We start from the raw sequence: 24307 nt of genomic DNA, 5'->3' as shown, positions 1-24307 counted from the left end.
CGTTTTAGGCCAGCAGCTGCGGTTTTTCTCGGAAGGTTTTCCAAAGAAATTCGCCAAACAGTGTGTTGGCCCATGCAAACCATTTGCGGGTAAAATTCTTTGGATCGTCTTTATGAAACGATTCGTGCATAAAACCGGTGCCGCCATGTGTTTGGCGCAGCAGCTCCACGCATTTTTTAATCTCCGCATCGCTGTTGCTGGTAAGGCCCTGCATGGTAAGGCTGATGGGCCAGATCATATCCAAACCGGTGTGCGGGCTGCCAATGCCGGCGCCGCTTTTACCTTTAAAATAAAACGGGTTGTTCTCCGAAAGCAGCAGCTTGCGGGTGTTGATATAAACCGGATCATTTGCCTTTACGGCACCGAGGTAAGGCAACGAAAGCAGGCTGGGCACATTGGCATCATCCATCAGGTTGAAGGAGCCAAAACCATTCACTTCATACGCATACACTTTGCCCACTTGCGGCAGGGTTACCGTGGCGTATTGCGCCAAGGCTTTTTCCACTTCAGTAGCCAGTGCTTTTAGCTCATTCGCCAGCGTTGCATTTTTGCGAATGCCATTCAACATTTCAGCAGCCTGCTTCAGGCTTACCACGGCAAAAAAGTTGGCGGGAATCAGGAACGGGAAAATAGTGGCATCATCACTGGGCCGAAACATCGAACAAATAAGGCCAACAGGTTTTACCGGGTAACCATAACCAGCCAGCGGCACACCATCAGTGGCCCATGCCGTTTTGCGTTGAAATGAATAAGGTCCTTTTCCTTCCTTGCGCTGTTGTTCGCGGAATGTTTTTAGGATAGTGGCAATGGATTGTTCCCACGTTGCTTCAAAAGGTGCGGTATCGCCGGTAGCTTTCCAGTACAGGTACGCCAGCCGTATGGGATAACACAGCGAGTCGATCTCCCATTTTCGTTCATGGATGCCCGGTAGCATTTTGGTGATGTCGGTTTCCTTCCATTCACTCACTTTGTTTTCATCCTTGAAAAATGCATTGGCATAAGGATCTTTCAACACGCAGGCCGTTTGCCGGTTTATCACACCGGCAATCAGCCGCTTCAGGTCGGCATCTTCCCGCACAAACTGCAGGTACGGCGACACCTGCGCGGTGCTGTCGCGCAGCCACATGGCATCAATGTCGCCGGTAATCACGTAAGTATCCGGCTTGCCATCGTTTACTTCAAAATCAATGGTTGTATCGAGTGTGTTGGGGAAACAGTTTTCAAACAACCAGCCCAGCTCTTTATTCGCAACTTTCGACTGAAACGTTTTAATGGCTGCCTCAACGCTGTTGCTGCGGAAATGTCTTTTATCCAGCGGCGTACGCACCACCGGGAATTCATCAGCTATGGCGGCAAACGAAAATTTTTGAACGGCCATGCCTGCAGTGAGCATACCCATATTCCTGATAAACGCACTTCTATCCATGATGTATTGCTGCTTTTATTTTTATTTCAAACCGTTTTGCTAAGCTATGGAAACTGCCGCCAATGCTGTTTTTAAAGCGGCCACTTCATTTTCCTGTATTGCGGGCACCACAAAATCATCTGCTGTTGGCACAAACGATGGATGCTGGAATTGCATGCTGCTTTTTACCGTGCTGCGCAATGAAGAATGAAACTCGACGGCACCGGTTTGTTCCGCCAGGCTTTTAATATTCTCCTTGCGTACACCGCTGCCCGGCAGGATGATGATGCGGCCATCGGCGGCCTCCACCAACCGGCGAATCAGTTCGGCACCATCCGGCGCCACCAACTCTTGCCCTGATGTAAGAATGCGCTGGCAACCGGCATCAATAATATCTTCCAGTGCTTTAAACGGATCCACACAACGATCGAATGCGCGGTGAAACGTAACCTCCATCGGGTAAGCGGCAGCCACTGCTTTTTCCAGCCGCACCGTATCTACCGAACCGTCTTCCAACAGGAAGCCGATCACCACACCTTCACAACCCAGGTCTTTGCACAGGAGCACATCATCGAGCATGATACGGAACTCTTCTTCGGTGTATAAAAAATCGCCGCTGCGTGGCCTGATGATCGGAAAAATGGGCACGCTAAAATCCTGCTTGCACTTTTTGATCAATCCAAACGATGGCGTAAGTCCACCTTCGGATAGTGCACTGCACAACTCAATGCGATCGGCACCGCCACTTACTGCTGCTGCAACAGTGGTGTAATCGTTTGTCGCAATTTCGATGGTATATTTCACGTGGGTGTATTCAATGGTTAAAACAAATGTTTGCCGTTAACGATAAAGTTCTTGTCATCGGCATGGCACACCGCGAAGGTGAAGCCTTTTTGCAAACAATAACCGCCATATTGCCCTTGTTTGTTGATGGCAATAAAGCCTACCTGGTTGGCTTTGGCGCGGGCTGCATCTTTTTTTACAATCCGCTCCACAGCTTTTTTACAGGCCGCCTCCGGCGACAGGCCCTGCCGCATAAACTCCACCACCAGGTGGGTGCCGCAAATGCGGATCACTTCCTCGCCCATGCCCGTAGCGGTGGCTGCGCCCACTTCATTGTCTACATACAGGCCCGCACCAATGATGGGCGAATCACCCAAACGTCCGCGCATTTTAAAACCCATACCGCTGGTGGTGCAGGAGCCACTCAGGTTGCCCTGCGCATCCATTGCAATCATACCAATGGTATCATGGTTCCATTCACCGTTGTCAAAGCGGGTTGGCGCAAATGGTCCGTGTCCACTATTCTCAATGTTGATCAACGGTTTGTACTCCGATTTTTTCAGCCATTCTTTGTATGCCTTCTCTGCATCCGGCGAAAGCTGTTGCGGCTCCAATGGAAATCCTTCGGCCACTGCAAATTTTTGCGCACCATCGCCCACCAGCATTACATGCGGTGTTTTTTCCATTACCCTGCGGGCCACCGAAATAGGATGTTTGATGCGCTCCAGTGCACCCACACTGCCGCAGTTACCCCGTTCGTCCATGATGCAGGCATCAAGGGTTACAATGCCATCGCGGTCGGGGTTGGCGCCCAAGCCCACACAGCAGTTTTGCGATGCTTCGGTAACCATCACGCCGGCTTCCACTGCATCCAGGGCACGGCCACCGGTGCGCAAAATTTCCCATGCACGCCTATTGGCATTGATGCCTTCGTTCCAGGTGGAAATAACAATGGGCCGCACGGGTTTTGCATTTGCGGCAAATAATTTATTCGAAAAAATAGTGGCTGCACCCAGCGAGCCCAGTTGCAAAAAGTTTCTTCTGTTCAGCATTGTCTTGCTTATAAAAATGGAATGAATCAGGGTTTAACGGATCTCTGAATAGGGCCGGTCTTTTGGTGCAACGCCCCATGTTTTGGATGGCTGGCTGCCCATTTCCAGTTGTAGCACGCCGCCCGCCATGATGTCTTTGTAAGTAAGGTACGATTTCGTGTACGGCTTGCCGTTAAGTGTTGCTTTTTGAATGTACTTGTTGTTGGCGGCGCTGTTGTTGCGTGCCTGCACCCGGAAGGTCTTTCCGCCGTCCAGTTGCAAAGTAGCATCGTTGAACAGCGGGCTACCGAATACAAATTGTCCATTAGCCGGATTGGCCGGGTAAAAACCCAGCGACGACAAAATATACCACGCCGACATCTGGCCCACATCTTCATTACCGATCAGGCCATCGGGCTTGTCGGTATAAAAACTGTCTAAAATATAGCGCACCTTTTCGGCGGTTTTCCAGGGCTGCCCGGCATATGCATATAGATAAGTAATGTGGTGGCTAGGTTCGTTGCCATGCGCATATTGGCCAATCAAACCAGTGATATCATTCGATGCTTCTTCGCCCATATCGCCGTGCACAAAAAACAGGGAGTCGAGTTTGGCAACAAACTTTTGTTCGCCGCCCATGAGCTGCATCAAACCTTCCACATCCTGCGGTGCCAGCCAAGTATATTGCCATGCGTTGCCTTCAGAAAAATCATCTTTGCGGTGTTGCGACAGGAACGGGCTGAACGGTGTACGCCATTCCTTTTCATTTAATCTGCCCCGCACAAAATTGGTGCTCTTATCAAAGTATTGCTGGTAGCCCTTTCCACGCTTGCTGTAATAGGCATAGTCTTCCGCTTTGCCCATGCGTTTGGCCATTTGCGCAATGCTCCAATCGGAGATGGCGTATTCCTGCCCCATCGCTACCGATTCCACCATACTATCGGCAGGTATATAACCCAATTGCTTGATATAAGCCAACCCGCGGGTATCGCCCATGGCTGTAGCTTTCACAGCTTCATATGCAAGTGCCGTATCAAATCCTTTGATGCCTTTAAGGTATGCATCGGCCACCACCTGCACACCGCTATGGCCGGGCATGGTGTTGGTTTCGTTGCCCATGAGGTGCCACACCGGTAGGCTGCCTTGCTGCTGGTAAATGGCCAGCATCGAAGCAATCATATCACCGGTTCGTTTGGGTTGTAAAATGGTAAACAGCGGATGTGCACCACGGTAAGTATCCCACAAGGAAAAAGTAGTGTAGTTGGTAAACGGCGCATTGCGGTACACCTTTTTATCCGTGCCCATATAATCGCCATTCGCATCGTTGAACAGCGATGGCGCAATCATGGTATGATACAAGGCGGTGTAAAAGGTACGCAGCCTGCTTTCGTTGCTGCTCGCCACTTTCACTTTGCCCAACTCTTTGTCCCATGCAGCATCGGCAGCTTTTGCAACCGCTGCAAAATTCCAATGCGGAATTTCGGTTTTCAAATTGAGCGCTGCATTTTCAATACTTACCGGCGAAATGGCCACTTTTACCTGCAGCTTTTCGCCGCTGCGCAAATCGAAATGCGCAATGCCTTTTACAAACTTGCCGGTGTAAGTTTTACCCGATTGCTGCACCGTATCTTCAAACAGTGCAAAGGCTTTGATCTTTTTGGAAAAAACAGCGGTAAAAAACAGGCGCTGATCTTCGGCCCAACCTTTTGAATGCCGGTAGCCGGCAACGGTAGTATCGTTTATCCATTGCAGCGATGTATTGGTTGCCAGGTCCCAGCCAATGCCTTCGCGCAGATCAATGACCATATGCGGGTTTTCGGCCGAAGCGAATGTGTATTGGTGAAAGCCCACCCGCTCCGATGCAGTAAGTTCTGCACGGATGCCGCTGCGCTGCAATGTAACGGCATAATACCCGGCTTTGGCAATTTCATCTTTGTGGTCAAAACGGCTGTAGTAGCCGCTCTGCGGATCGCCGGCTTTGCCTTTGCGCAGCATTACTGGTCCGTTAGCGGGCATCATCAAAACATCGCCCAGATCGCCAATACCGGTACCACTGAGATGGGTATGCGAAAATCCAATGATGGTAGAATCGGAGTAATGATAGCCCGAGCACCAGTCCCAGCCCTGCGACATATTTACCGGGCCCAGCTGCACCGCACCAAAGGGCACGTTGGCACCCATGAATACATGGCCGTGAAAAGAAGTGCCGATGAACGGATCGACATATTTTGTTAGCGAAGCGGCACTGGTATTGCCCGCCTTTTGCTGCGCAAAAATATTGGACGCTGCAAGGAAGCAACAACCGGTTAGGAATATGGAACGGGAAATGGTCATAATGAATTTTATATAGTTACAAATACTGCTTTTCATGCATGGTTCCTGTTCGCATTTACTTTTTTGCTCCTGCAAAAAAGTAACAAAAAAGCAGGCCCGAGATCAATGACAGCCTGATCTCGGGTGGGCACCCTGATTAAGCTTTTGTGCTACTGTGGTGAAGAACAGCATATCAATGTTCAGCAAAACAGCCATCACATTTTCAGTTTTCTTGCACATAGCATTTTTTATAAATACTGCATTGTTGCTGCCGATGCCTTTTTCAATGCATCTAATACATCATCAGTTACAGAGCCAAAAATGGAAATGCCGGCAGCGCCCTTTTGCAACGCATAGGTCATGCCCTGTTCTACTTCTGTTGTGTTTTTAAAATCGGGTAAATACAGCCCGGCATACAACGGAAATTTCTGGTGCAGAGCCTGTACGCCTTCAGTTACTGCATCGCCAATCCAGGCAACGGGTTCTTTATAAAAGCCGTGATAGATCATGGGGCAAATGCCATCCAGATTCCAGGCCACCCAATCCTGGCGCACATTGCGGCGGGCCACTTCCGGTGTGGGAAAAACAGCAGCAGTGATCGGCTTCTTTTTGCTTTTGGCCACAACCGCCAGCCTGTTTACAATATTGGTGATGGCATTGTATCGATACAATCGCCACGACAAATTTTCTTCCGGAAACTGCACTTCATTGAGGTTGGTACCGCGCCAAGCTTCGAACTTTTGCTGGCATACTTCGCAATAGCAATAATCGTATTCCGGCAACTCTTTTGTTTGGTCAACTTTGTAATTGTCCCAAAGATTTACGGGCAGCACTACATCGCAATAGCGTACATAATCGAGGTGAATGCCATCGATATAATCTTTCGACAAAATATTACGGACATCTTCCTCAAGATATTGCGCCACTTCTTCACGCGATGGACAAAGCCAGCGATAATAACCTACATACGGCGGCTTATCGGCACAAGACTCGCCTTTGCGGTTCTGTGCATACCACTCGGGGTGCGACTGCAGCAACGATTGTTCGCCACGGTTCATCGTCCACATCCAGCGGTGCGCTTCCAGCTTTTCGGCTTTTGCCGCACGGTAATGCATTTCTCCATCAGCTTCAAAGAAAATACCGCGGATGCCGGCATCGTAATATTTTTTATACAGCTTGCGCAGGTCAGCTTCATTATCTTTTGCGTTGGGCCGAGTCCATACCCAGTGCTTCCATGCTTTCTTTTTATCTGCAGCAATATCACTTGTAGTTGCGGCCGCTGTCAGTACCGAGGGTGCAAGACCGGCCAGCATTCCTGTTTTTAAAAAATTCCTGCGGTTCGTCATAATGGCTTTGCGGTTTGTTGCACCAACCCATCATTGTTCAGCGTGATGGTGCTGTGTTGATCTGTAATAGAAGCAATAAACTGGCGGCTGGTTGCTTCGATGGATAATTTATTCGGCTGCCCGTTTACCACCACATCAGGTGTGGCGATGTTGAGGGCCTGCAGGCTGTTGGCATATTTTCCGTGCTTTTGGTAAAAGGCTTTTTGCCGGTAATACACCAGCCACAGGTGCGGCCTGCGCTGCTCATTGTAAGGCATTGTAAAAGTTGCCGCAGCTTTACGGCTAAACTGCAAATATCCCCAGCGTTCGGGGTAGTGCATATCAATCAAACCTTGCGGCGACCACACCCAGTTGTATTCGGGCAGCAGTTTTCCCTTGCTGTCCTTTTTCCTTACATAACGGCCGTTTACAATATCGGTTTGCCAATGCACCCTTGAAAAGTTGATGCGCCATATGGCGCCTTCAGCGGGTGTACGCCATGTGTTGCCCACAACAATGCTGCGAAAAGGAATGGCCATTTCCACCGTCCAGCCTTCGTCTTTATCGGCGCTGTTGTTCAAGGCTCCGTGCACCTGCACAGCCGACTTCAAGTCGCACATATCATAACCAATCATGGCACTGGCACCATTGCGATAAGGCTTCGGCATCATCAGGTCCAAAACGGTGTTGAATGCATTAACCTCCACTTCGTAATACTGGTGACCGTTGTTCGATGGACTAACGAATACTTCAAAATCATTGTCGTGGTAAATGATCGTATCGTGTTTTTTTAGCGTGGCCCAAACATGCGGCTCTTCGAGGTAAGCGGCCACAAACAAAAACGAATCGTTGTAGGTCATCTTTACCCTTGTGGCATGGAGCGGCTTTGGCTTTTTGGCCCCTTCAATGTCTACAAACAAATCGGTCCATGAGGCAACTTTCCATGCTGCTTCGTCCAGCTTACCATCAATGACAATCGGTGCATCGGTGTAAGCCGCCACATACGATTTGGGTTCGGTAAATAGTGCTTCGTATGGTGTAAAAGAAGCCTGTGCGCCAGCATAGTTTCCGGCACACAGCAGTAGCATTAGTGTACTCCAGCGATTGCGTTGTACCGGCCATTTAAACAGGTTGTATAAAGCCTTCAAATCAGAAAAAGTTTGGTTAGTAAATAGCCAGGTTCGATAACAGCGGGCAGGCTTTACTGTCGGTGATATTAATACGCAGTTTGTCGGTTTGCACGCCATTCAGTTTTAAAATGCGCTTGTAGCCAATAGTGGTGGCGCTTGCCAGTTGCTGCCATTGCCCATTGATCATTGCCGAAACGGTAAACGCTTTTACACGCTGCCCAAGGGCGATCGGTTCCTGCAGCATCATGTACTGCACCGGCTGCACACTGGTTAACTGTAGCTCCACCGATGCAGATCGCACCGCATCATCAGTGGCCCAGTAAGTATCATCATTGTTGTCGGTTAACTGAGCTGCAGCAAATTGACTGCTGTTGCCACGTGTGTTGGATGCAGTAACCTTTGCACCTTTTGCCAGGTTTGTTTTAAAAGATGAATCCAGCATTTTTTTAAAGCCCTGCAACGATGCTACATCTGCGGGATGAAAACGCCCTTCTTTATTGGGTGGCACATTGAGCAACAAATTGGATCCGCGGCCAACGGAAGTGAGGTAAATATCAAACAAGCGTTGCGGCGATTTTACCAAACTATCTTCTTCGGCGTGATAAAACCAGCCCTTGCGGATGGACACATCCACTTCCGCGGGAATCCAATGCGTACCATCCTCAGAGCCTGTATTGAGCAAGCCCTCAATACCGGCTTTTCCGGCATACAACGTATCGGGGTTGATGATGCTCCAGTTGGTTTCGCCGGCCACGCCCCGTTCGTTGCCCACCCAACGAATATCCGGTCCTGCATCGCTAAAAAACACCACGTTGGGCTGCAGGCCACGCACCATATTCAGCGTTGTGGGCCAATCGTAATAAGTAGCGCCATTGATGCGGCGGCGTTCGTTGGCACCGCCATAATAACCATCACCACCATTGGCTCCATCAAACCACATTTCGAAGATGGGTCCGTACGATGTGAACAATTCCTTCAACTGGTTGCGGTAATACTCCACGTACGATGCCTGCCCATAATCCCCCCGGTTGCGGTCCCACGGCGAAAGATAGACACCGAACTTTAGCCCTTCCGCCTTACAAGCTTCTGCAAGTTCTTTTACCACATCGCCCTTGCCCCCTTTCCACGGGCTGTTCTTCACAGAATGCTCGGTGTATTTGCTGGGCCAAAGGCAAAAACCATCATGGTGTTTGGCTGTAAGAATAACGCCTTTGAAACCGGCCTCCTTCAATGTTTGTACCCATTGCGCAGCATCTACCTGCGCCGGATTAAAAACAGATGGCTGCTCATTGCCATACCCCCACTCCAACCCGGTAAAGGTGTTGGTGGTAAAATGGATGAATGCAGTGAGCTCCATGCGGTGCCAGTCGAGCTGCTTTTGTGAAGGCAGGGGCAGTAAAGGTGCAGGCGCTGCAACGCCGGCATTTGTAGCTGTTGTTTGCGACGCTGGTTTGCATGCCGCAAACAGCAAAACGGGCAACAGCAGTGTATATAAATTCCTCATGGCCATTGTTGTTAAATAAAGAATCAAGATGCGGGTGTAAAAGCAATTGCAAGTGCAGGCAGCGCTTCGCCTCCGGCTACAATCGATTTAGGCAATTGCACTTTTACTTTACCTCCATCCAAGGTCCACTTCAGGTTTTCGCCGGTTTGCAGCAACTTAATTTTTGAGCCCTTCTTTGGCACATGGCTTTCCCATGTTACCGACTGCGGTGCCGCTTTGCCTTCGGGCAGGCACACCAACGCATAACGTGTGTTACCGTCTTTGCTTTGGGTAAAATAAGTTTGTCCCTCTGCATATTTTTCAGTGATGCGGGTGTTGTAAATAGCAGCACCGTTTCTTCCCATCCACTTGCCAATTTCCTGCAGGCGTGCAACAGCGTCTTCGGGCAATGTGCCATCGGCCTTTGGCCCAACACCTAAGAGCAGCGATCCACCTTTTGCAACAATCTCAATCAAGGTGTGCACCACTTTGGTAGCCGATTTAAACTGGTCGCCGGGCACATAGCCCCAGGCGCCGCCCAGCGTCATACAGCTTTCCCAAGGATGTTGTATTTGCTTGTCGGGAACACGCTGCTCCGGCGTTTGGTAATTTTCATACGGACCATGCACGGTGCGGTCCACAATCAGCAGCCCGGGCTGCGCCTGGCGGGCCATGGCAGCAAGCCTGGGCATATCAATATCCTGGCTCCATTCGGGGATGCGTGCACCCCATGAAAGCACTTCTTCGTTCACGGTTTCCAGCGGACGAACCCAGCCGCCGTCGAGCCACAGTATGTCCATTTTACCGTAGTTGTGCATCAACTCACGTATCTGGTTATGCGTAAATTGTTTGTATTGATTCCAGCGCCACGGATGCTTGCGGATGTCGTAGTTGTTGTTGCGATCGGCAGTGGCGTATTTGGGCCACCAGTAATACTCACTGTGCCAGTCGGGTTTTGAAAAATAAGCCCCGATCATAAAGCCTTCGTTGCGAAAAGCATTGAACACATGTTTGGCAACATCGGCTTTTGGATTGTTCTTAAACGGGCCCGCAGAAATTTTAAAGTCCGTTTCCTTTGTATCAAACATATTGAAGCCATCGTGGTGCTTGGTGGTAAACACCAGGTAGCGCATGCCTGCATCCTTACCAGCTTTGGCCCATGCTTCGGGGTTAAAGTTTACCGGATTAAAATCTTTGTGCAAACCCCAATACCATTTCTTGAAATCATCGTACGAAACAGTACTGTCGCGTTCAATCCAGTCTTCCGAACAGAGCGCCCATGATTCGATCATGCCGGGCACCGCATACAGGCCCCAGTGAATGATCATTCCAAATTTCTGATCCTGCCATTGATCCAATTTTTGCCGCACCTGCGGATCGGTGGGCCATTCGTATGCAGCCGATTGCGGATGTACATTTTGCTGCGCATTGGCGGTTGCGGTCATCAAAAAAAAGGAACAACAAGCTCCCATCTTTTTGATGGCTTGTAAGTTGAAAAAGGGTTTGCTCATGCCTGGTTGTATAGATTCAAGTATTGTTTTGCTATCCAATATTGTGTTGCAATTGCGATCATAGCATTTGCTTCACAAACTATTCTATTCGATGCCCCTAATGATGTGCAGCAAGCTTTGCCGGTCCGTCCAGCTTTATCTTCTGCAACACTTTCTCACCAATTTTCTGCCCCTGTGCCTGCCCGTTTTCAACAGCGGCCCGGTAGTGTATCCCGCCATACAGCCGGCTGATGGCTGCTTCTTTTGCTGCTGCATCAAATGAACTAAATGAACGCATGGGCAGGCCATAACCGGTTTCGGTGTCATCATCAAACTGGAAATCAGCGCCAAAAAAATGGGTGAGCACCACTGCCGCTGCATTTGAGATCACGCTGTGCCCGCTGGTATATTCGGGAAATGGCGGCGTTTGCAACAGGGGTCGCCATTGTTCATCGATGTATGCGTTGATATAAGTTTCTGGCCGAATCAGGTTGCTGCGGTATTTTTCTTCCCAGCAGGAAATAAAGCCATCATACAGCGCAACGGCAGTAAGCACATAAGCAGCAGCCGATGTTGCAAGGTCCGCACCTTTCTTACGGGCAGCAATAGCCGCAATGGACATCCAATGCCCGCCGGGCGATAATTTTTTGGTGGCAAAATTCAGGTGCCCCTGCACGTTCAAAAAAAACGGGTTGCAATCCCAAAACAACGCAACGGCTTTTTGTTCGGCCGTCATTGTTTTATGCACCTCATATACTTCTAAAGCCTGCTTGTAAAATAGGCTGGATTGCAATGCGGAAAATGCGGGTGGCGGAAGGGGTTTGCACTCGCTGGCTGAGTCCAGCGCCACGGTACGCATCTTGCTCCAATGTGGCTCCACGGCCGCCATATAGCCCGGTGCAGTGGGCAGCCACTTACCGGAATCCTTCATCAAATTATAGCGCCGCAACTTGCGGGTAGCTTTGTATCCATCACCATCCGACCAGGCAATAACAGAGTCTGCAACCCGTTGCCCATATGCAAGCGAAGCTTCCATTGCAGGCTTGCCGATGGATGCGTATTTGTGCAACAGCACCTGCAGCGAATCATCCAATACAGCTTCGGAAAAAACAAAGCGGCGGGCTGTTTTCATAAACGCATACACCGATGCCAATTCGTAGTTGACAGGTGTCTTTGTTACGGGCTGTGGAATGACGGGAAAAGAATGTAATGAAGCCGATAAGGAAACGTATTGCTTCTGTGCGGGCAGTGCAGCTTCATAAGCGGCCATGCTGGCGTAGAGGTAAATGCGGCTGGCAACTGGCGGCGAAAAAATATCGTGCACAATTACTTTGGTCAATGCGCTTTGGGCACGATGCAGCATGGCGGCATTGCCACTTTTTTGCTGCGCAAAACAAAGCATGGGCAACAAAACCAACAGCGATATGTAACCTAGTTTCTTCATGGGTTGATCTGCACTACCTGCAGTGCATCGTTGTTTTTTGCAATGATCAGCAGCGTGGCGCCATTGCTGCTTTTTACCGAAACAACATTGCGTACATCACCGTCTATAAACAAGCCTGCAGCTTCATTGGCTGTTACTGTAAATCCGCCTTTACCATTGCCTTTCAAGAGCACACCCAGGCCCGCATCATTGCGGCCTAATTGTACCCGGTAGGGAAAGAAATTGCCTGCAAGTAGTAGATCGCTATTGCCATCTTTATCAATATCTGCTGCATGCACACCAAATATTTTTGAAAACTGCGCCTCCAGCGGCAGTGGTGTGCAGCTAAACTGCATAGCCTCGTTATTGATCAATATGCAGGAAGCCAGTTGCGTTACCGAAAACTTTTGTGCAGTGGCCAGTTTTGCTTTGGTAAAAATTCTTTCCAGCGATGCAGTAGCATAGTCTTTATACTTCACAAACTTTTTCCGCAGCGGCACAATCTGGTCCAGCAATTCATCACGCGAAGCCATGGGATAAGGTTTGCCCTGTATGTAGTAAGACGTGATGGCATCGATGCTTCCGTTGTCGTCGAAATCCGCAGCATGAATGGTCATAGGTTCTACTACCGATGCTTTAAACTGGTTGTTCAACCCACTGTTGCCTGCAATAAAATCCATATCGCCATCGCCATCCACGTCGGCCGGCACCAGCACCGACCACAAGCCTTCGGTGTTGGCCAAGCCAGCTTTTGCACTGATGTTTTCTAAGCTGCCTTTTTTATTGTGAAATAGCTGGAGCGGCATCCACTCGCCACCGATCATCAACTCGGGCAGGCGGTCGCCATCCAGGTCCTGCCAAATGGCGGCGGTAACAATCCCGGGTTGCAGCAGTTGTTTGTTCCATGCTACCGTTACATCGGTAAATAAAAGGTTGCCCTCTTTCGAATCATTGCGCAACAGGTAACTGCGTGCAGCCAATGGAAAAGAACCAGGCAGTGATGCACCGCCCACAAAAAGATCAAGGTCGCCATCGCCATCGATATCGGCAGCAGCTACAGAAGCTTTGCTGCTCAACATTTGCGGCAACACATTTGCAGCTTTTGCAAAAACGCCCTTGCCATTATTCAAATACAAACGGTCAGCATACTCCGGCGAACCATCACCATATTCATTGCCGCCGCTCACTACATACAAGTCTGCATCGCCGTCGCCATCCGCATCAAAAAACAGGGCCTGCACATCTTCGCTGGCAGCATCGGCCTGCCAGGGCTGGGTTGTGCTTTCTGTAAAAACTCCGTTTGCACCTTGTATAAACAATTTACCCGACTGCTCAATGGCACCGCCCACAAAAACATCTTCCAGTCCATCGCCGTTCACATCGCCTTTTGCCAATGCAGGACCGCTTTTAGAAAGCTGATACGGCAGCAGCACTTCGTCTTTGAAATCAATGAAATCATTTTCGCGGTGAATAAAATTAATACCTGACACCCCGGTAACATCGCGAAATAATGGCTTGATTGTGCTCACCTGTTGCGTTGCCATTAAAGCTCCTTGCGGTGTGCAGGTATAGGTTTTACCGGCAGCCAGTTGCAGCATTCTTGATTGTTTTCCATCAGGCCATTGAATGATAATGGAATCAACCATTGCAGCGCCGCCCAACCCAAATAACAACACCGGCGATACCGATGATTGGTAGCCGCGAACAGGATATTGTTCTGCAAACTGCATGTTACCGCCTGCATACACCCAAACCTTTGCACCTAATGCAGTGGTGTTGTTTGCGCCGCCTTTTAACTGCAATTGCACAAAGTTGTTTTGCCCACTCATCTCCGCATTGTTGCGGTACAACATTACCGGCTCGTTGTTGTTGCCAATGAGCAGATCAAGATCGCCATCGTTGTCGAAATCGGCATAAACGGCGGCATTGGAAACAGCGGTTTGGGTTAGTCCCCAAGTCTTGCTTTGATCCGAAAAAGTCAGGTTACCGTTGTTTTTAAAAACATAATTCGCCAACTTGTTCGACGGCATTTTCCGCACCAGGTCGTAGGTTTTAAAATCAAGTTTGCCGTTTGCCACCGATGCCATCTGCGCATCAGCCACAGTATATTTTAAAAAATCCAAATCAGTAAAATCTCGGAGGTAACCATTGGTCACCAGCAGGTCTTTCCAGCCATCGTTGTCGAGGTCGGCCAGCAGTGCCGCCCAGCTCCAGTCAGTGTTGGATACACCGGCCAGTTGGCCTATTTCACTAAAGCGCACATTGCCTGCTGCATCCACACCGCGGTTCAGGTGCAGCATGTTGCGCATTTGCTGGTGGTAGTACCCGCTATCCAGCAGCAGGTGATAGGCATCGTATTCGTCGGGACCTTTCAATAATTTTTGCCGGTAGTTGTCTTGCGGCAACATGTCGAGGGTGATCACATCAGGGCGGGCATCGTTGTTGAAATCGGCAATGTCGGCACCCATCGAATATTTGGACACATGCGTAAACGAGTGCTGCAGCGATTGGGAAAAGGTGCCGTTTTTATTGTTTACATAATAGCAATCCTGCTCGGTGTAATCGGAAGTGGTGTATAGGTCGGGCCAGCCGTCGCCGTTGATGTCACTAACGGTTACGCTCAGGCCAAAATTGAGCCCATTGTTGATGATGCCCGACTGCGCCGTTACATCGGTAAACTTTGCGGCCCCAGCCGCCACACCATCGTTGCGGAAGAGGCGATTACCAAAGCCGGCGTGTGGCGTGGCTCTTATTTTACGGGTATTTAAATATGGATTGTACGTGTGATTGGAATGATTCAGTAAAAACATATCCAGGTCGCCATCCCGGTCGTAATCAAAAAATGCGGCCTGCGTGGATTGCGTGCCGGGTGCATCCAGCCCGTAGGCTTTTGCGCTTTCTTCAAAGTGGGGCACACCGGCCTGCAAACCCTTGTTGATAAAAAGTTCATTGGACAACTGCGCATCGCTGTACTTACCCGAATGACACACATAAATATCCGCAAGGCCATCACCGTTCACATCGGCAATGCTTACGCCGGTGCTCCAGGTGCCGTTGCCCGCAACACCAGCGGCTTTGGTAATGTCCCTGAATTTTAGCCCGCCTTCGTTAACGAATAATTTATTGGGCACCCGGTTGCCGGAAATAAATACATCCTGCAAACCATCGCCATTAAAATCGGCCACACCAATGCCATGCCCATTGTACAGGTACTCGTATTTGAATACATGCAACGAATCATCTTCCTTAATGGTGTTGGTAAACTGCAGGCCGGTTTGCCTCGCATCCATCAGGGAAAATAAGGGCCCTTTTACCTGCGCCTGTGCGGAAGTAGCGGCAGCAAGTATGCCCATCAGCCATATAAAACATTGCCGGTTCAGCATGCGTTATTTTACTCCAGTGAAAGTTGTTCGTCGCCTTCGCGGTAGGGCAAAAACACCATCATCAGCGTCAGCATTTCGTCGTTCGACCGCATATCGCCGGATGACATCACAAAACGTGGCGGATTGCTTGGATTGAACGGGTTCGATGCAGTGTTGTCGTAGGTGCCTTCAATAACCAGGCGGGTGCCGCGTGGTATGTGCACTAGTTTTTTAAACTTATATATTTCCTGCCAGCGAAAATCCCATTGCGGAATATGTGTGAGCCGAATGGTATCGCCGGAAGGTGCAATGCCATATGCACGAAAACTTTTACCCAGCAAGTGCATGTGCGGCCATACATACATCACCGAAAAATCTTCGCCGGGGTTGGTGATCTTAAGCGAGAATGTTTTTACCGTATTCGGCATCAGCATCAGCGGCGGAAAGATCTGTTTTTCGCCAATGCCGCCCGAACCAAATGAGATGACTTTTACGCGGCGCTCCACCGGTGTTTTGGTAAAAAATAAATTGACGCCGGAAATGCTTTGCTCTTCTTTTGCCGAAGGCGCATAATGGACCGTCATTAAAATAACACCGCGTTTGGGCAGCACCCAACCAAAGCCTTTGGGATATTTTTCGCCGGAAGAACCAGGTATCCAGCCACCATAATAAGTGATCGTTTTTTTAAAGGGTTGGTAGGCGTCGTATTGCGACCGGTCGCCTTCCGACAGGTTGATCATCTCGGGGCCACCGTTGATGTCGATGCCTTCCGGTACTTCGTGAATGCTGTAGTTGACGTGGTGGACAATTTTTTTGTTGTTGGAAGCAAACTCAATAGCTTCCACGTTGGCTGAGTCGGGCAGATCAAACGGAATTCGGTATACAATAAACCGCTCCATGTTGTCGCCGGGCAGCGTAAATGATTTTGGTGTACGCAGGTTGAGATCGGGCTTGCGACCCATTGCTGTATTGGTTTCCAGCAATGCTTTGTATTGCTCTTCGGGCTCTTTGCCTTCACCTCTTGGCGCTTTGTTATCAATCCATTTCAGGATGATGCCTTTTTCTTTTTCGCTTAAAGATCGGTTGTTGCTGTAGGCAACGTAATGATCATCGGCTTTCCAGGGCGGCATAAAACCGGAGGAAATCACTTCACGGATAAACTTGGTTCTTTTGGCTACATCCTCGTAGGTAATGAGGGAAAAAGGAGCCGCATCGTTGGGGCGGTGACAGGGTGTGCATTTAGCATGAATGATGGGCGCCACATCTTTGATGAAGGTAGGTTGCTGTGCACCTATTGGTTGCAGCAATGCCATCAGCAACAAGCTCAAAAAAAATAGACCGCACCTTTTCATAAAGCTAGAATTCATTGATCAAACACCCTTTGGCGATTGTGGACCGAATGGCAACCGGTTGGCCATCCAGGTATTGGTTGATGGCATCGGCAAGGTAATGTTGCTGTGCCACCTGCTTTTTTTTACCCAGGCCAATTACCCAGTCGTCGATGGCGCCGCGGTACACAATAGCACCGGTGCTGTCGGCCAAAACCACTTCGGGTGTAACGGTGGCTTGCATGTATTGCGACAGCCGCATATCGGCGTCTATCAACAAGGGAAAATTGATTTGGTACTCTTTTGCAAACTGTTGCAAGGTATCGCCTGTATATGCTTTGCCCGGAACAATACCCAGCACCTGAACCTGTGCGCCGTATTCCTGATTCAGATTATTCAGCACCAGGCTGTAATTCTTGCACAGCGGGCATTCCGGCGACATCAGCACAAGGAGCAGCAGCTTTTTTTCTGCGCCGTTGATGTGCGCCTTACCGCCCGAAGTATTCCAAAGATCCATGCGGCCAATGGTGGCAAAAGATAGGCTTTCTTTGGTCCATTGCTGTGCCCCTGAAGGCAGCGCCGCCAACAGCAAGACCAAGGCAAAGATCACCGTTTTTATTACCCGCATCACCGCTTCAATTTACACGCTTCGGTTGGTAAAAAAAATGAGAAAAGCAAAACCCCGGACGGAAGATTCTGCCCGGAGTTTTACTTATAAAAAGAGATTAGCGTTTATCCCACCAAACGCGGCCAAACACATCGTTCGGGCCTTGTCCAAACTCGGGATCTTTTGCCATTTCATCCAATGCCGCTTTGCGGGTAGCATAGTTGGGATCGGTAGAAAGTGGCGGTGCAATAGATGCACGGCGTGGAATATCACGCACCACGGCATCAATTACAATGTCCTCGTTTTTCAGCGCCGTGTTTTTGTTCGGCATGCCAGTGCGCTTGTACAGCGCCCATGCTTCGTTGGGCTGCTTATAGTAGTTGAGATAGCTTTGAATAGCAATCTGCTCCAGCGCTTTTGCTGCATTGAATTTTACATCCGGCGCATTCAGGTATGCAGCTATTTCTGCATCAGTAACCGGTGTGTGTTCGGTTACTTGTGCATTGGTAGCTGCGGTGCTGTAAAAACGAATGGAAGCTTCAACACCTTTGTTGTACCATTCTTCCGCATTGCCGCTAACATAGTTGCGGGCAATGGCCTCTGCACGCATCAGCGCATAGTCGGCATAGGTAATGATGGGGAAGAAATTTTTACCGGTACCGTTGTTGGATGCAGGCATCCACATGCGGTATTGCAGGTAAGAAATGGTATCCAACGTCAGCGAAGAGTTTACCATTTTAGTGGTAAACCAGGTGCGGTACTGTCCCAGCGCCGAGTCGGGGCTGATGTGTGCACCTACGTACTGGCGTGGGTTCCAGGTGGTGCTGGCAGGGTAAGTGCCTGCAGCTTTTGCCGTATTCAGGTTTTCCTGGGTATAGTTGTTTTTCTGGTAAAACATACGAATCCGGGGATCCGAATTGTTCCACATAAAATCAACAGTAGGCTTGGGTGCACGGAAGCCGGTAGGGTCCCAGTTGCCGCCGTTGTTGAACGACACGTCGGCATACATCACCCAGCTATCATTATTGTTTTCCATTTGTGCGGCATCGGCCAACACTTCGGTAATGATGGCTTTTGCTTTTGCCTCATCGCGTTTCATCAGGCGGAACGCCATTTTCATACGCAATGCGTTGGCAGCTTTTACCCATTTGCTTGCATCGCCTTTATAATACAGGTCGTTGTTGCCCAATGATACCTGTGTTACTGAAGGTGTGGTTTTTAAAATACCGATCACCTCTTTCAGCTTTGCATCCCAGATGTTAAACAACTCCGGCTGGCTTTGGAAAGCCGGCGTCAGGTTGCCGCCATAGCGGGCCATGAACGCATCGGAGTAAGGAATGCTGCCGTTGATGTCGGACACGTAAAAAGCATAGTACACTTTCAGGATATCGGGGATGGCCCGCATGTGCACCCGCTTTGCTTTTTCCTCGGCCGGCATGTTGTCGATGATCACCTGCACATCGGTCAGTATCGAACCCAGTTGGGGGTAAAATACATTGTAGCGCTGGTTGAAATTGCCTACGTCGTTGAGGAAGTTTTTTGAGTTGCCCTGCTGGAAAACGGCTTGTTGCATCCAGGGCATGATGCGGCGGTAAAAGTCGTAGTAGGCTTCAAAATCGCTGTTGTGCGCTCTGATGCCGGCATTGAGAAACTGCTCCTCGGGCTTGATGCCTGCGAGGATGGTTTCATCGGTGTTGGCCTCTACAAAGCTTTCCTTTTTACATCCGGAAAGCGTGGCCGCAACCAATGCTGATATATAAATGATGTTGTTCAATCGCATAAGAAAGAAGTTGCTTTTATTGAATTAGAATGCTGCGTTCACACTTACACCAATGCTGCGTACGTAAGGCACACCACCATACTCGGCAAATGCACCGGCACGGCTACTAAACACAGATTCCGGATGAATATTGTCTTTTGATGTGTTGTACAGGTATGCCAGGTTACGGCCTACAGCACTTACCCGCAGGTTGTTCATGCGCAGTCTGGAAGAAAAGCGCTGGGGCAGGTTGTAGCCCAGTGATACTTCGCGCAGTGCTACCCATGAATTTTCAAATACAGAGTATTCGCGGATGCCGGTTCCCCAGCTGCCAATGCCTTCGTAATACTGCCATGCGGGCATTGGTTTGATCAGGCCTTGCTTCACAGCTTCGCCATAAGTCATACCGCCTACATCTACGCCAGCCAGTTTGATGCCTTCGGCAAATACGCCTTCAGGAATAATACCGTCGTTGCGTTTTACGCCATTGGCGTCGTTGTATTCAACACCACCATGCGAAGCGTCGCGGCCGGCCAGGGTGCTTTCGAAGCTACCGTAGTTAACACCGTACTGGTGTGTGGCAGATGCCATCAGGCCACCAAACTTGGAGTCAACCTGTACGTTCAGGCTGAAGTTTTTAAACCGCACCTCGTTGGTGTTGCTCAGCAGGAATTTCTCCATCATAGAGCCCAGTTCTTTTTCGCCCTGGCCTGCTTCGCTGGAACGCATGTACACACCATTTTGCTTCAGGATCTTTTGACCGTTAGCAGGGTGGTTGATCGGGTTGCCCGATGCATCCATTTTCTGATAAGTAGCAAATGCATAACCGGTGATGAGGGTACCATACTCTTTACCTACACGGGCAACAGATTTAACGTCGGCACCAAAAGCCAGGTCAAGCTCCAGCGAGTTTACGCCATTGGCTTCGTCGATGTCGATCACCTTGTTACGGTTGCGGGAGAAGTTCAAAGTGGTGGTCCACTGCACGTCGCGGCTGCGTACCGGTGTACCGCTCAACACGATCTCAATACCCTGGTTCTGGATATTACCGGCATTGATCAGGCGGCTGCTCACACCACTTTCGGGCGGTGCTGCCAGGCGAACGATCTGGTTGAAGGTGTTCTTTTTATACCAGGCAAAGTCAACACCCAGGCGGCTGTCAAAAAAGCGCAGGTCGGCACCCACTTCATATTCGCGGGAACGTTCCGGTTTCAGGTTCAGGTTAGGCAGGTCGTACGAGCCAAAGCCGTAACGAGGAATGGTATTGTCTACACCAATGAATGTACCCAACAGGTTGTAACCGGTACCGCGGCTGGTTTCGTAAATGTTGGTACCTGCACCCGAGTAGCCCAGGCTTGCACGCAGTTTACCAAAAGAAAGGAAATCAAATCCGGAGTTGTTCTTCAGCGATTCGGAGAAGACATAAGCCAGGCCCACCGAAGGATAGAAATATCCATAATCGCCGCTGCCATTAGGATAGGTCAGCGTAGAGTTCCAGTCGTTACGGGCACTGAAGTTCAGGGTCAGCAACTCTTTCCAGGTAATATCGCCGTAAGCGTATACCGCATCGAGGCGGCTTTGCGGAAATACGCGGCCGCTGGCGTTGATGGTGTTCACCGAGTTAGACAGCGCATAGATGTCGGCAATCTTGAATCCACCGTTGGTCGAGTTGTTGCTTTCGTATCCGCTGATGCCGCGGTTGGTTTCACCACCTACAGTCAGGCTACCTTCAAAGTTGGTACCCAGTGCGCTGTTGGCAGTGAGCAAACCTTGCAGGCGTCCGTACTTGTTGCTGCTTTGGTACAGGGCATAATAGCCGCCCAAGAATCCAGGCAGTTCGCCACGTTCTTTGTTTTCGCGGCTGATGGCGGTGCTGTTGATGTTACCACGCAGCAATGCATGCAACCAGGGGAGCACATCGATGTTGATATCGAGGTTAGCCCGCAGGTTGTCTTCTTTCTGCATGATGTTTTTCTGGTAAAAATTCCAGAACACCGATGACATGGAACCACGATCGTAAGGGTTGCTGGTAGGGTTACCGGCTGCGCCAGTGCGGCCACCTCTTACGGTGTCGATGTAGCGATCCTTATAATAGTCGATGTCGTAGTGACGCGAGTTGGAATAGCCCAAACGGAAGATGGGGTTAGAGTTACCACCCTGCAACAACGGGTTTTTAGAATTGGATGTTGCATAGGTCACCATCGCATCCATGTTGATGGCTTTGTTCAGCTTTTGCGTAGCACGCAGGGTAAATACATTACGGCCAAAATCGTTGTTGGGCATAATGCTGCTGTTCTTGGTATTGGTGTAGGAAAAACGCACCGTTGTTTTTTCGCTACCACCTTCCAGCGATACGTTGGTATTGTAGTATTGGCCGGTTTTAAAGAGGTCCAAAATGTTGTTGGCTCTCCATGGAATCATGCGGCCGTCCACGTCGCGTACCATCTGGCCATCGAACTTAGGTCCGAAGCTGTAGTATGGCCCGAGCGTTGGCTCTACCTGGTTTACACCATCGGCACCTTTGATAAATGTGGGGTCAACACCGCCGCCATATTCGTTCTGGAAATCAGGCAGGCGATAAGCTCTTTCAAACGTAGAAGTATGCGATACGTTTACACCCAAACCTTTGCGTTCGCGGCCTTTTTTAGTGGTGATGAGTACCACGCCAAAAAGGGCGTCGGAGCCATACAAAGCAGTTGCAGCCGAGCCTTTCAGCACGGTTACGCTTTCGTAGTCGTCGGGGTTCAGGTTTTTCAGTTCGTTACCAAAGTCGCGGGCATCACCCCACGAGTCGGCACCCGATGTACCGGGCTTAATGAGCACACCATCCACTACAAACAAGGGCTGTGTGTTGCTCCGCGAAATAGAGGCGTTACCCCTGATGCGGATCCGCGAAGAAGATGAAGGACCACCAGCACCCTGGTTGATCATTACACCAGCTACCTTTCCCTGCAGGGCGTTCACCAGGTTGGGCGTGTTGGCCCTGGCCAGTTCTTCGCCTTTTACTTCCTGCACGGCGTAGGAAAGTTTTTTGGTCTGCTTGCGTACACCAAAGCCGGTAACCACCACTTCATTGAGGGTGTTGCCGCTCGATTGCAAGCTGATTTCGAGGGAGCCACTGGCTGGTGCCGCTACTTCCTGCGCGGTAAAGCCCGCAAAGGAAATAACCAGTGTGGCGTTGGGTGCTACGGAAATGGTAAATGAACCATTGTCGTTGGACATAACATTGTTGACGGTGCCTTTTTCATTGACGGTGGCACCCGCAAGAGCTGCTCCATTGGCATCTCTTACTACACCGGTGATGGTTCTCTTTGCCTGCGCTTGTGCAGCTAGGTTTATGCACAGGAAAGACAACACCAATAGCAGAAAATTGCGCATACGCATGGATGTTGTTTTTGGTGATTGAAGCAATTATTGTTTAAGCCTGATTAAAAAAACGTTTTCAATTTTCTTAGGGATGGGGGTAGCTGTACGGGCTTTGCCCGCAGCAGTTAACTACAGTATGGATCAATGATTAATTTCTCATGGCTAGCCCTGCCTGCGGCACCGGCTCCTTAGCCCCTTTTCCTTCTTTATCAAAATTTTCCATCACCAAACTGGCCGCGCCAATCAATTCTGCTTCGTATCCCAACCTGGAGATCTGAATGGATGTATTTGCCGATAACCTTGGAATGCAGTGTTCGTTTACCGCCTGTTGTATGGGCGCTTCCCACACTTTGCCTGCAGCCGATCCACGTCCACTCAATACAATCATTGCCGGGTTGAGGATATGGATTAAAATAGCCACGCCCTTGCCGATGTTGTACCCTGCTTCCGAAAACAATTCCACGGTAAAAGGATCGCCTTTTGATGCCGCGGCTACCAATGCTTCCACTGCTTCCTCGTAATGTTCCAGCGCTTCCAATTTCAACGACGACAACCGCCCGGCCCGCAGGCCTTCTTTTGCCTTTTCAATTACCACCAGCAACGAGGTCTCGGTTTCGAGGCAACCCCGTTTGCCGCAACTGCACAATTTGTTGTTTTGAAAAATTGGAATATGGCTAAACTCGCCTGCAAACCCGTTATCGCCGCGAAACAATTCGTTATTCAAAATAAGCCCCAGTCCTACCCCCCAACTAATATTGACCACCATTACATTGCTTTTGCTGCGTGGCGAGCCAAACCGCAACTCGGCCAGCGCAATCAGGCTGGAGTCGTTGTCGATAAAAACAGGCAAGCCCACCGCTTCGCTGATCTGCGTGGTGATGCGTTTATTGTTGGAAGGAAGAAAAGAATAATTGATGCCTTTGGTTACATCTACAAAACCCGGCATGCCAATGCCTATGCCCACAATCCGCTCTTTGGCAATACCCGAATGGCGGATAAAATCGTTGATGGTTTCGATCAGCACGGGCAGCGCCTCTTCATTGTCGTGCAGCGGCAGTTCCACCTGTTGGGTAGCCACCACAAACTGGTTGTGCATGTCCATAATGGCCAGCCGGGTTACAAACTGGTCCATGGCTACCGACACGATGTACATCACATCGGCACGAATGGAATAGGTAACCGGGCGGCGCCCGCCTTTGGATGGCGCAAAACCATTTTCCAGCACAAACCCCTCCGCCACCAGTTCATTCAGGATCTTGGTGGTGACCGGAATGCTGATGTTGATCTTGTCGCTCAAATCTGCACAGGAAAATATACCTCCAAAGTACAGTTGCTTTAAAATCCTTTTTTTATAGTTGGCTTTCTTACTCAAAACAGGAGGCAATCGGGTTTGATGGCTCAAACATAATAAATTCTTAACCCACTTTATAAAAAAATTAAAAAGTTCTTAAAGTTTTTTCGCTGAGGAATTGATGAGCGGAATTATGTGAGGGTATGATCGT

Annotated in this window: 15 protein-coding genes; all 15 read right to left on the bottom strand. The window is 49.7% G+C overall.

Translation table 11 applies throughout. From position 1 onward, the window contains the following. Positions 1–4 precede the first annotated feature (4 nt). Positions 5–1426, bottom strand: a complete 1422-nt coding sequence (locus tag DRJ53_RS15720) for a glycoside hydrolase family 125 protein (RefSeq protein WP_114236613.1) — start codon at positions 1424–1426, stop codon at positions 5–7. 39 nt (positions 1427–1465) lie between these two features. Continuing rightward, positions 1466–2209: a copper homeostasis protein CutC gene (locus tag DRJ53_RS15715; protein WP_114236612.1), complete on the bottom strand. Its 744-nt coding sequence runs from the start codon at positions 2207–2209 to the stop codon at positions 1466–1468. Positions 2210–2226: 17 nt separating this feature from the next. Further along, positions 2227–3240, bottom strand: a complete 1014-nt coding sequence (locus DRJ53_RS15710; protein WP_114236611.1) for an isoaspartyl peptidase/L-asparaginase family protein — start codon at positions 3238–3240, stop codon at positions 2227–2229. Between the two features lie 33 nt (positions 3241–3273). Then, entirely contained in the window at positions 3274–5553 is a 2280-nt protein-coding gene (locus tag DRJ53_RS15705; protein ID WP_114236610.1) for a GH92 family glycosyl hydrolase, read from the bottom strand. A 227-nt stretch (positions 5554–5780) separates the two neighbouring features. Further along, positions 5781–6878: a family 10 glycosylhydrolase gene (locus tag DRJ53_RS15700; protein WP_114236609.1), complete on the bottom strand. Its 1098-nt coding sequence runs from the start codon at positions 6876–6878 to the stop codon at positions 5781–5783. Next, complete coding sequence (locus tag DRJ53_RS15695) at positions 6875–8005, bottom strand: carbohydrate-binding family 9-like protein (protein WP_162303897.1); 1131 nt, start codon at positions 8003–8005, stop codon at positions 6875–6877. The genes DRJ53_RS15700 and DRJ53_RS15695 overlap by 4 nt, the downstream gene beginning before the upstream one ends. 16 nt (positions 8006–8021) lie before the next feature. After that, positions 8022–9491 carry an alpha-L-fucosidase gene (locus DRJ53_RS15690; protein WP_114236674.1) on the bottom strand — a complete coding sequence of 490 codons (1470 nt, stop codon included), beginning with the start codon at positions 9489–9491 and terminating at the stop codon, positions 8022–8024. A 23-nt stretch (positions 9492–9514) separates the two neighbouring features. Further along, positions 9515–10981, bottom strand: coding sequence for an alpha-L-fucosidase (locus DRJ53_RS15685; protein WP_114236608.1), 1467 nt, complete (start codon positions 10979–10981; stop codon positions 9515–9517). Between the two features lie 97 nt (positions 10982–11078). Then, positions 11079–12404: a vanadium-dependent haloperoxidase gene (locus tag DRJ53_RS15680; RefSeq protein ID WP_114236607.1), complete on the bottom strand. Its 1326-nt coding sequence runs from the start codon at positions 12402–12404 to the stop codon at positions 11079–11081. Next, positions 12401–15766, bottom strand: a complete 3366-nt coding sequence (locus DRJ53_RS15675) for a VCBS repeat-containing protein (protein WP_206609802.1) — start codon at positions 15764–15766, stop codon at positions 12401–12403. The genes DRJ53_RS15680 and DRJ53_RS15675 overlap by 4 nt, the downstream gene beginning before the upstream one ends. 8 nt (positions 15767–15774) lie before the next feature. Next, positions 15775–17058 (bottom strand): cytochrome c, encoded by a 1284-nt coding sequence (locus DRJ53_RS15670; RefSeq protein ID WP_241558579.1) that lies wholly within the window; start codon positions 17056–17058, stop codon positions 15775–15777. A gap of 43 nt (positions 17059–17101) precedes the next feature. Beyond that, positions 17102–17701: a redoxin domain-containing protein gene (locus DRJ53_RS15665; RefSeq protein WP_114236605.1), complete on the bottom strand. Its 600-nt coding sequence runs from the start codon at positions 17699–17701 to the stop codon at positions 17102–17104. 97 nt (positions 17702–17798) lie between these two features. Next, positions 17799–19460: a SusD/RagB family nutrient-binding outer membrane lipoprotein gene (locus DRJ53_RS15660; RefSeq protein WP_114236604.1), complete on the bottom strand. Its 1662-nt coding sequence runs from the start codon at positions 19458–19460 to the stop codon at positions 17799–17801. 24 nt (positions 19461–19484) lie between these two features. Then, positions 19485–22817, bottom strand: a complete 3333-nt coding sequence (locus DRJ53_RS15655; RefSeq protein WP_114236603.1) for a SusC/RagA family TonB-linked outer membrane protein — start codon at positions 22815–22817, stop codon at positions 19485–19487. 136 nt (positions 22818–22953) lie between these two features. Continuing rightward, positions 22954–24177, bottom strand: a complete 1224-nt coding sequence (locus DRJ53_RS15650; protein ID WP_114236602.1) for an ROK family transcriptional regulator — start codon at positions 24175–24177, stop codon at positions 22954–22956. Positions 24178–24307: the final 130 nt, after the last annotated feature.

It is taken from the genome of Paracnuella aquatica (assembly GCF_003332885.2).
Taxonomy (GTDB): domain Bacteria; phylum Bacteroidota; class Bacteroidia; order Chitinophagales; family Chitinophagaceae; genus Flavisolibacter; species Flavisolibacter aquaticus.
This window is presented reverse-complemented; position numbering and strand designations above follow the sequence as displayed.

Coding starts and splice junctions, on each gene's coding strand:
- DRJ53_RS15705 (WP_114236610.1), bottom strand. CDS start 5,553: ATGACCATTTCCCGTTCCATATTCCTAACCGGTTGTTGCTTCCTTGCA.
- DRJ53_RS15685 (WP_114236608.1), bottom strand. CDS start 10,981: ATGAGCAAACCCTTTTTCAACTTACAAGCCATCAAAAAGATGGGAGCT.
- DRJ53_RS15710 (WP_114236611.1), bottom strand. CDS start 3,240: ATGCTGAACAGAAGAAACTTTTTGCAACTGGGCTCGCTGGGTGCAGCC.
- DRJ53_RS15700 (WP_114236609.1), bottom strand. CDS start 6,878: ATGACGAACCGCAGGAATTTTTTAAAAACAGGAATGCTGGCCGGTCTT.
- DRJ53_RS15665 (WP_114236605.1), bottom strand. CDS start 17,701: ATGCGGGTAATAAAAACGGTGATCTTTGCCTTGGTCTTGCTGTTGGCG.
- DRJ53_RS15690 (WP_114236674.1), bottom strand. CDS start 9,491: ATGAGGAATTTATATACACTGCTGTTGCCCGTTTTGCTGTTTGCGGCA.
- DRJ53_RS15675 (WP_206609802.1), bottom strand. CDS start 15,766: ATGCTGAACCGGCAATGTTTTATATGGCTGATGGGCATACTTGCTGCC.
- DRJ53_RS15660 (WP_114236604.1), bottom strand. CDS start 19,460: ATGCGATTGAACAACATCATTTATATATCAGCATTGGTTGCGGCCACG.
- DRJ53_RS15680 (WP_114236607.1), bottom strand. CDS start 12,404: ATGAAGAAACTAGGTTACATATCGCTGTTGGTTTTGTTGCCCATGCTT.
- DRJ53_RS15670 (WP_241558579.1), bottom strand. CDS start 17,058: ATGGCATTGCTGCAACCAATAGGTGCACAGCAACCTACCTTCATCAAA.
- DRJ53_RS15655 (WP_114236603.1), bottom strand. CDS start 22,817: ATGCGCAATTTTCTGCTATTGGTGTTGTCTTTCCTGTGCATAAACCTA.
- DRJ53_RS15720 (WP_114236613.1), bottom strand. CDS start 1,426: ATGGATAGAAGTGCGTTTATCAGGAATATGGGTATGCTCACTGCAGGC.